The organism is Streptomyces himastatinicus ATCC 53653 (assembly GCF_000158915.1).
Lineage (GTDB): Bacteria > Actinomycetota > Actinomycetes > Streptomycetales > Streptomycetaceae > Streptomyces > Streptomyces himastatinicus.
Map to the genome: position 1 here is coordinate 8088806 of NZ_GG657754.1, position 8866 is coordinate 8097671.

An 8866-nucleotide genomic window follows, 5' to 3' on the forward strand; every position below is an offset into this window, starting at 1 on the left:
CCCGGCCCCCGCCCAGGCGGCGGCATGTTGCCCGGGTTGTGGGCAGGCGTCCCGCGGGGCGGAACGGGTGGGCACAACCCGGCCCGCGCTTGGCCACGCGCCCCGGCCACGATGGTGCTTACCCTGGCGGCCACCGTCCCGCGGGCCGTACGCGCGCCGCAGGCGGCCACGCGGCGCCGCCGCGACCGCGATTGGGCTGGTCGGGGCCGGCCTGGTCGTGGTGCTCGGGGGCGCGCCCAGCGCCAGCGCAACCGCAACCGCAAGCGCGACCGCGACCGCACACCGGCAAACCCTGCGCGTCGCTGCCGACGGGACCGGCGACTTCCGGACCGTCCAGGCCGCCATCGACGCCGTACCGTCCGGCAACGACAAGCACATCACCCTCGCCATCGCCCCCGGCACCTACCGCGAACAGGTCCGCATCCCGGCCGACAAGCCCCACCTCACCCTCCTCGGCACCGGCCGGCACCGCGCGGACACGACGATCGTCCACGACACCCCCGCCGAGTACGGCGGATCCACCGGCAGCGCCACCGTCCTCATCGCGGCGAGCGACGTCACGGCCCGCCGTCTCACCTTCGTCAACGACTTCGACGAGGCGGCCCACGACCTGAAGGGCGAGCAGGCGCTGGCCATGAAGACGACCGGCGACCGGATCGTCTTCCGGGACACGGCCTTCAAGGGCAATCAGGACACCCTGATGACGGACAGCCCGAAGCTGACGACGAACAGCCGGGTGTACATCCGGGACGCGTACATCGAGGGCGACGTCGACTTCATCTACGGCCGCGCCACCACCGTCATCGAGCGCTCCACCATCAAGGCCCTCACCCGCGGCAGCGACACCAACAACGGCTACATCACCGCCGCGAGCACCTGGAAGGACAACCCCTACGGCTTCCTGATCACCCGCAGCCGCATCGTCAGCGACGCGCCCGAGCAGACCTTCCACCTCGGGCGGCCGTGGCACCCCGGCGGGGAGCCGGACGCGATCGCGCAGGTGCTCATCCGCGACACGTACCTCCCCGCCGCGGTCAAGTCGTCCGCCCCCTGGACGGACATGAGCGGATTCCCGTGGCAGGAGGCCCGCTTCACCGAGTACCGCAACACCGGACCGGGCGCGGCGGGGCCGGAGGGTCCCGCCGCGACCCGGCCGCAGATGAACGAGGCCGACGCCGCGGACCACGAGGTGGCCGACTACCTCGCCGGGACGGACGGCTGGGCACCTCAACACCACACCAGGAGATGCGCTTCATGAACAGAGCCGGAAGCAGGGCCAGAGCCACCCGCACCGCCGCGGCGGTCGCCGCCGTCCTGAGCCTCGCGCTCACCGCCACCGCCTGCGGCGACGACGGGTCGTCGACCGGGGAGGAGGGCTCGGGCAAGGGCACCATCACGTTCTGGGACAACAACGGCGGTCCCCGGACGAAGGTCTGGAAGAAGATCATCGCCGAGTTCGAGGCCAAGAACCCCGACATCAAGGTCAAGTACGTTCCGATCCCGATCACGAACGTGCAGTCGAAGTACGACACCGCCATCCAGAGCGGCGGCGACAGCCTCCCCGACGTCGGCGGCGTCGGCACCGCGTACCTGGCGAACCTCGCCGCCCAGGGTGCCCTGGACCCGGTCACCGACCGGGTCGAGGACAGCCCCCTCAAGGGCAAGCTGATCAAGAACATGGTGGACAGCGTCCGCGCGGCGGGCGGGGACGAGAAGGAGCTGTTCTCCGTCCCGACCTCGGCCAACCAGGGCACCCTCTGGTACCGCACCGACCTCTTCAAGTCGGCGCAGCTGCCCGCCCCCACGACCTGGGACGCCTTCTACAAGGCCGCCGAGAAGCTGACCGACAAGGGCAAGAACAAGTTCGGCTTCACCCTGCGCGGCGGCGCGGGCTCGATCGCCCAGGCGCTGGACATGATGTACGCCCAGTCGGGGATCTCCTCGTTCTGGGACGGCGACAAGACGACGCTCAACGACCCCAAGAACGTCGAGGCGCTGGAGAAGTACGTCGCCCTCTTCAAGAAGGTCACCCCCGCCGCCGACCTGAACAACGACTTCGCCAAGATGGTCGCCCAGTTCGACCAGGGCGACATCGGCATGCTCCAGCACAACCTCGGCAGTTACGTCGACCATGTGAAGCAGCTCGGCAAGGACAAGATCGCGGGCATCCCGCTGCCGCCGTCCAAGGACGGGTCGGCCCGCACGATCGTCTCCAACCCGGTCGACGGCCTCGGCCTGTTCAAGGCGAGCAAGAACAAGGCGGCCGCCTGGAAGTTCATCGAGTTCGCGGCCTCCCCGGAGATGAACAGCCTCTGGAACGAGGACGTCGGCGCGATCCCCGCCAACGTCGGCGCCGCCGACGACGCCTGGATCAGCAAGGCACCGCCGACCAAGGCCGCGCTGGAGTCGCTGAACGACCCGCAGACGAAGGTCGTCCAGCTGCCGTACTACCTCCCGGACTGGAACAACATCAGCAAGGCCGAAAACGAGCCCAGCTTCCAGAAGGTGCTGCTCGGCCAGATGACCGCCAAGGCCTTCTGCGACAAGGTCGCGGACGAGCTGAACAAGGCCCAGGCCGAATGGAAGAAGAACCAGTAGGCAGCGGCCCCTCATGCGCGTACGGGGCGGCCGCACCGCACCGGTGGCCGCCCCGTACGCCCCTTGGTACGCCCCTTGCGAAAGGCATTCACCCAGCCCATGGCCCTGACCCGAAGACGCGCCGCAGCGTCCCTCGCCGCGCTGCCCCTCGCCCTCGCCGCCCCCGGCACGGCAACCGCCTCCGCCCCCCAAGCCCGCAGCCAAAACGCCCGCACCACCGTCTACCTCGCGGGCGACTCCACCGCCGCGACCAAGCAGCCCACCGCAGCGCCCGAGACCGGCTGGGGCATGGCCCTGCCGTTCTTCCTGGCGGACGACCGCTTCACGGTCGCCAACCACGCCGTCAACGGCCGCAGTTCCAAGAGCTTCTACGACGAGGGGCGGCTCGCCCCCATCCTGGCCGCCCTCCGCCCCGGCGACCTCCTCCTCGTCCAGTTCGGCCACAACGACGAGAAGATCGAGGACCCGGCGCGCGGCACCGATCCACAGACCACGTATCCGCAGTATCTGCGGCTCTACCTCGACGGCGCGCGCGAGCGCGGTGCCCGCCCCGTGCTGCTGACCTCCGTGGAGCGCCGCAAGTTCGACGCGGCGGGCACCGCCCAGCCCACGCACGGCGCGTACCCCGACGCCGTACGCCGCCTCGCCCGCGCCGAGCGGGTGCCGCTCCTCGACATCCAGGCGTCCAGTATCGCGCTGTGGCAGCGCCTCGGGCCCGAGGCCACCCAGGGCTACTTCAACTGGCTGGAGCCGGGGGAGTCGCCCAACTACCCGGACGGACTCCAGGACAACACCCACTTCCAGCCGCACGGCGCGATCGAGGTGGCCCGGCTCGTCGCCCGCGAGCTGGCGGCCCAGCAGGTGAAAGAAAACCGCGCGACCTGCGGCGGCTAAACGCCGCGAAAACCGGACAGCTGGATCACCTGGTAGCCACCTCCCCCTTCTTTCCTTCTTTGTTGTCAGGAGCCGTCATGTTAAAAAGTCATGCCCGCGTGGCCGCCGTGCTCGGCTGCGCCGCCCTCGCCCTCGGCGCGGCCCAGGGGGCCGTCGGCCGCCGCCCAGGAGACCGGAGGCGCCCGGGGCGCCCTCCCGGCCGGTGACGGCTGGGCCTCCGCCGACGGCGGCACGACCGGCGGCGCCAAGGCCGACAAGGCGCACACCTTCACGGTCACCAACCGGGCCCGAGCTGGTGAAGGCCCTCGGCGACGGCGACGCCACCCCGAGGCTGATCCGTATCAAGGGAACGATCGACGCCAACACCGACGACGCCGGAAAGCCGCTGTCCTGCGCCGACTACGCGACCGACGGCTACTCCCTGGCCGCGTACCTGACCGCGTACGACCCCGCCGCCTGGGGCAAGGCCGCGCCGTCCGGCCCCCAGGAGGACGCCCGCGCCGCGTCCGCCGCCCGGCAGTACGAGCGCGTCGAGCTGAAGGTGGGCTCCAACACGACCATCCTGGGCACCGGCCGGAACGCCAGGCTGCTGGGGGCCAGCCTCCAGATCCGGGGCGTGGACAACGTCATCGTCCGCAACGTCACCTTCGAGGACGCCTTCGACTGCTTCCCCGCCTGGGACCCCACCGACGGCGACGACGGCAACTGGAACTCCGAGTACGACAACCTGGTGGTGTACGGCTCCACCCACGTCTGGGTCGACCACAACACGTTCACCGACGGCCGCCGCCCCGACAGCGCCCAGCCCAGCTACTTCGGCCGCCTCTACCAGCAGCACGACGGGGAACTCGACGTGGTGCGCGGCGCCGACCTCGTCACCGCCTCCTGGAACGTGTTCGCCGACCACGACAAGACGTTGATGATCGGCAACAGCGACAGCGCGGGCGCAACGGACCGCGGCAAGCTCCGGGTCACGCTCCATCACAACCTCTTCAAGAACATCGTGGAGCGCGCGCCGCGGGTGCGGTTCGGCAAGGTCGACGCGTACAACAACAACTTCGTGGCGCCCGGCAGCGGCTACGCGTACAGCTGGGGCGTCGGCGTCGAGTCCCAGCTCTATGCCGAGGCCAACGCCTTCACGGTGCCCGCCTCCGTCGACCCCGCGACGATCATCAAGAAGTGGAAGGGCACGGCGCTGACCGCGAAGAACAACCACCTCGGCGGCAAGGCGGCCGACCTCCTCGCCCTCCACAACGCGGGCGTCCCCGATGAGCAGCTGGGCGGCGACGCGGGCTGGACCCCGACGCTGCGCACCCGCGTCGACGCGCCGCGCGCGGTGCCGGGCATCGTGGGCAAGGACGCGGGCGCGGGCCGTCTCTGACGCCCCGCCGACCCCATGAGCGGGGGAGGCCGGGCGTTAACTGGCCCCGCCTGGCCTCCCCTTCTGCCATCCGACGCTATGGTCAACTCCAATTGGACTGCCGAGCAATGCCGGTCGCAGAATGATCAAGAGTCGCCATGCTCTATCGCTGGACGATCGTGATTCCGTAATCTGAGAATCCTCGATACGGCGGCAACCTAATCTGGATCGGCGGCAACTACGCCATGGAGCGGGTCGTCCAGGATCCCACGGCCCGCTCTCTCGACGCAGAACAGGAGTTGCCATGAGAGTGAGGCGAAGCCGCGGCCGCCACCGCCGTCGCAAGGACCGCACGCTGCCGCTCGGCAGCGCGGTGATCGTGGCATCGGCCGTGGCCGGGGTGTACCTGACCGCCTCCCCGGACGGCGCGAGCGCCGTTCCCACCACCGTCTACGTGGCACCCGGCGGCAGCGACAGCCAGACGGGCACGCTGGCATCTCCGTACCGCACGCTCGAGAGGGCCTTCGCCGCGGCGAAGCCCGGCACCACCATCGAGGTGCGCGGCGGTACGTACTACCCGGCCCGCACCCTGCGCAGCTCCGTGAGCGGCACCGCCGGGGACCGTGTCCATCTGCGGCCGTACCGGGGCGAGAAGGTCAGGCTCGACGGCTCCCGGCTCCGCGACGGCGCCTCCCTGCTCTCCCTCAGCGCCGACTACTGGACCGTCTCCGGGCTCGAACTGCGCAACGCTCCCGGCGGCGGCCTCGTCTGCACCTCCTGTTCGCGCGGTGTCTTCAACAACCTCACCACGCGCGGCAACGGCGACACCGGGTTCACCCTCCGCGGCGACAACACCGACGGCAACCTCATCAGGAACCTGGACTCCTACGGCAACCACGACGATGCCACCGGCGGCAAGAGAGCCGACGGCATCGCGATCACCCATGGCTCCGGCTCCGGCAACGTGATCACCGGCTCCCGCCTCTTCGACAACAGCGACGACGGCCTCGACCTGTGGATGTGGGCGAGCCCCGTCTCCATCGACCACTCCTGGGCCTGGGGCAACGGCGTCAACCGCTGGGGCATCCCCGACTTCGAGGGCGACGGCAGCGGATTCCAGCTCGGCGCCGACACCGACTCCGCGCCCACCCCCGCCCATGTCGTCCGGGCGTCCGCCGCCTGGAAGAACTCCAAGAGCGGCTTCGCCGCGGGCGGCAACACCGGCGCCCTCCGGCTGCTGCGCACCACCGCCTACGCCAACGAGGGCCAGGGCTACGCCTTCCCCGACTCCCGCGTCCTGCTCCAGCAGAACCTCGCCGTCGCCAACGGCCGCGGCCAGGCCGACACGGGTGACCTGGCGGTCTCCCGCGGCAACAACTGGAAGCCGGACGCCTCGATCACCCCGCCCTTCGTCACCACCGACCCGGGCACGGCGTACGAGTCCCGCCGCCAGGACGGCTCGCTGCCCGTGACCAGCTTCCTCGTCGTCGCCGGTGCGACGGAGGTCGGCTCGACCATGAACTGACCCCCGCCTCCGAGCCCGGGAGCGGGCTCAGGAATGGCCCTGGACGGCGCGGGGGCGGTACGGGGTCTCCAGGCGGGTTGTCTCCTCCTCCGTGAGGGTCAGGTCCACCGCGGCCACCGCGTCCTCCAGGTGGGCCGGCTTCGTGGCGCCGACGATCGGCGCGGTCACGGCGGGGCGGCTCAGCAGCCAGGCCAGGGCGACCTGGGCGGGGGAGACGCCGCGCTCCCCGGCGACCTCGCGCACCGCGTCGACGATGTCGAAGTCGGCGTCCGCGTACCACCGCTCGACCAGGGGGTCGTTGGCTGCGCGGGTCGTGGAACCGGTGCGGTCGCGGTCGCGGGTCCCGGCCAGCAGACCGCGGGCGAGCGGGCTCCACGGGATGACGCCGACGCCCTGGTCGAGGCAGAGCGGGTTCATCTCCCGCTCCTCCTCCCGGTACAGCAGGTTGTAGTGGTTCTGCATGGAGACGAACCGCGTCCAGCCGTGGGTGTCGGCCGTGTGCTGGGCCTTCGCGAACTGCCACGCGTACATCGAGGACGCGCCGATGTAGCGGGCCTTCCCGGCGCGCACCACGTCGTGCAGCGCCTCCATCGTCTCCTCGATCGGCGTCTCGTGGTCGTAGCGGTGGATCTGGTACAGGTCCACATGGTCGGTGCCCAGCCGCCGCAGCGAGGCGTCGATCCCGGCCAGGATGTGCTTGCGGGACAGGCCCCGGTCGTTGGGGCCCGGGCCCATCGGGTTGTAGACCTTGGTGGCCAGCACATAGTCGTCGCGGTGCGGGAAGCATTCGGCCAGCAGCTCGCCGGTGATCTCCTCGCTGCGGCCGACCGCGTACATGTCGGCGGTGTCGAAGAACGTCACCCCGCTCTCCACCGCCCGCCGCACGATCGGCCGGGACGCGTCGATGTCCAGCTGCCACGCCCGGTACGAGGGGTCGCCGTAGCTCATCATGCCCAGGCAGATCCGCGACACCTTGATCCCCGAGGTGCCCAGTCGTGCGTACTCCATGGCGATCTCCTCTCTCGGCAATGGCCACAGAAGACCACTTCGGGCGCCGGATGTCAGCCCTGTCTCAGCCCGGAGTGACGAAACCGCATTCGTACGCCGCGATCACCGCCTGGGTGCGGTCCCGGACGCCGAGCTTGCCGAGGACCGCGGCGACATGCGTCTTGACGGTCGCCGGGCCGACGGTCAGCCGGGCGGCGATCTCGGCGTTGGACAGCCCTGCGGCCATCAGCCGCAGTACGTCGGCCTCCCGCTCGGAGAGCCGGTCGCGCAGGGCGCGGGCCGCGTCGCGGCCGCCCGCGGCGGCGGCGTGTTCGGCGGCCAGGGCGCGTACGGCGGCGGGGAACAGCAGCGAGTCGCTGCGCGCCACCAGCCGTACCGCCTGGACGAGGTCGTCCGCGCGGGCCCGCTTGAGCAGGAAGCCGCTGGCTCCGGCGCGGAGCGCGTCGTACACGTACGCGTCGTTCTCGAAGGTGGTCACCACGATGATGCGCGGCGGCTCCGGCACGGTCCGCAGGATCTGCTCGGTGGCGCGGATGCCGTCGATGTCCGGCATCCGGACGTCCATCAGCACGATGTCCGGGCGCAGTTCGCGGACCAGCGGGACGGCCTCGGCGCCGCTGCCCGCCTCGCCGACCACCTCCAGGTCCGGTTCGCAGGACAGGATCGCGCGCAGCGCGGTGCGGACCATCCGCTCGTCGTCGGCCAGCACGATGCGCAGGGGCGGCGGCGCGGTCACCGGGCGGCCCCCAGGGGGAGCCGGACCGTCAGCCGCCACCGGCCGTCCACGGTGTCCCAGGCGCAGCTGCCGCGCAACAGCGCCACGCGCTCGGCGATGCCGCGCAGGCCGCGCCCGCCGCCGGTGCGGCGCGCGCGGGCGGCGGCCCCGCTCACCGGGTTCTCCATGCTGATCTCCAACTCGGCGCCGCATCTGGTCATCCGCACCCGCACCGGCACCGGTCCGGCGTGGCGCAGGGCGTTGCTCAGCCCCTCCTGCACGATGCGGTACGCCTCGCGGGAGACGACCGGCGGCAGACCGCCCGGTGGGGGCCCGCAGAGGTCGACGGTGACACCCGCGGCGCGGGTACGGGCCAGCAGTGCGTCCAGGTCGGCGAGGGTGGGGGAGGGCACGGCCCGGCCCGTCCCGGCTCCTTCGGACTCCTCGCGCAACAGGCCCAGCACGCTGTCGAGTTCGGCCACGGCCCCGCGCGTGGTCTCCTCGATCGCCTCCAGCGCCTCCCGGGCGAAGCCCGGATCGGCGTCCAGGACCCGGCGGGCGGCGCTCGCCTGGAGCGTCACCGCGCTGAGCGCGTGCCCGACGGAGTCGTGCAGCTCGCGGGCGAGGCGGTTGCGGGAGGCGAGCCGGGCGGCCCGCTCCTCGGCGGCGGCCAGCCGGTCGGCGGGGGCGGGCCCGAGGAGCGCGGGAGCGCAGCGGGCCAGCAGCGCCCCGGCGCCCAGGGCGACCAGCGCCACCCCCGCCAGCA

The 8866-nt window shown here is 71.6% G+C and carries 5 protein-coding genes and 3 pseudogenes; 5 read left to right on the forward strand and 3 right to left on the reverse strand.

The annotated features are described in order from the left end of the window. Positions 1–319 precede the first annotated feature (319 nt). The 5 genes and pseudogenes from SSOG_RS34495 to SSOG_RS34515 form a co-directional block, all read left to right on the forward strand. Positions 320–1258 (forward strand): annotated as a pseudogene (locus SSOG_RS34495) (pectinesterase family protein); the annotation flags it as partial. After that, on the forward strand, positions 1255–2598 hold the full coding sequence (locus SSOG_RS34500) for an ABC transporter substrate-binding protein (protein WP_009718901.1): 1344 nt from the start codon (positions 1255–1257) through the stop codon (positions 2596–2598). The pseudogene SSOG_RS34495 and the gene SSOG_RS34500, both read left to right, overlap by 4 nt. A 99-nt stretch (positions 2599–2697) precedes the next feature. Further along, a pseudogene (locus SSOG_RS34505) lies at positions 2698–3528 on the forward strand (rhamnogalacturonan acetylesterase). Between the two features lie 41 nt (positions 3529–3569). Beyond that, positions 3570–4873 (forward strand): annotated as a pseudogene (locus SSOG_RS34510) (pectate lyase family protein). A gap of 283 nt (positions 4874–5156) precedes the next feature. Next, positions 5157–6377: a right-handed parallel beta-helix repeat-containing protein gene (locus SSOG_RS34515; RefSeq protein ID WP_009718904.1), complete on the forward strand. Its 1221-nt coding sequence runs from the start codon at positions 5157–5159 to the stop codon at positions 6375–6377. Positions 6378–6404: 27 nt separating this feature from the next. On the opposite strand, the gene SSOG_RS34520 is transcribed toward SSOG_RS34515, so the two are convergent. The 3 genes from SSOG_RS34520 to SSOG_RS34530 all read right to left on the reverse strand — a co-directional run. Then, on the reverse strand, positions 6405–7385 hold the full coding sequence (locus SSOG_RS34520; protein ID WP_009718905.1) for an aldo/keto reductase: 981 nt from the start codon (positions 7383–7385) through the stop codon (positions 6405–6407). Positions 7386–7449: 64 nt separating this feature from the next. Continuing rightward, on the reverse strand, positions 7450–8121 hold the full coding sequence (locus SSOG_RS34525; RefSeq protein ID WP_009718906.1) for a response regulator transcription factor: 672 nt from the start codon (positions 8119–8121) through the stop codon (positions 7450–7452). Continuing rightward, a partial coding sequence (locus tag SSOG_RS34530; RefSeq protein ID WP_039939352.1) for a sensor histidine kinase occupies positions 8118–8866 on the reverse strand: 749 nt, incomplete at its 5' end. The genes SSOG_RS34525 and SSOG_RS34530, both read right to left, overlap by 4 nt.

Coding starts and splice junctions, on each gene's coding strand:
- SSOG_RS34500 (WP_009718901.1), top strand. CDS start 1,255: ATGAACAGAGCCGGAAGCAGGGCCAGAGCCACCCGCACCGCCGCGGCG.
- SSOG_RS34520 (WP_009718905.1), bottom strand. CDS start 7,385: ATGGAGTACGCACGACTGGGCACCTCGGGGATCAAGGTGTCGCGGATC.
- SSOG_RS34515 (WP_009718904.1), top strand. CDS start 5,157: ATGAGAGTGAGGCGAAGCCGCGGCCGCCACCGCCGTCGCAAGGACCGC.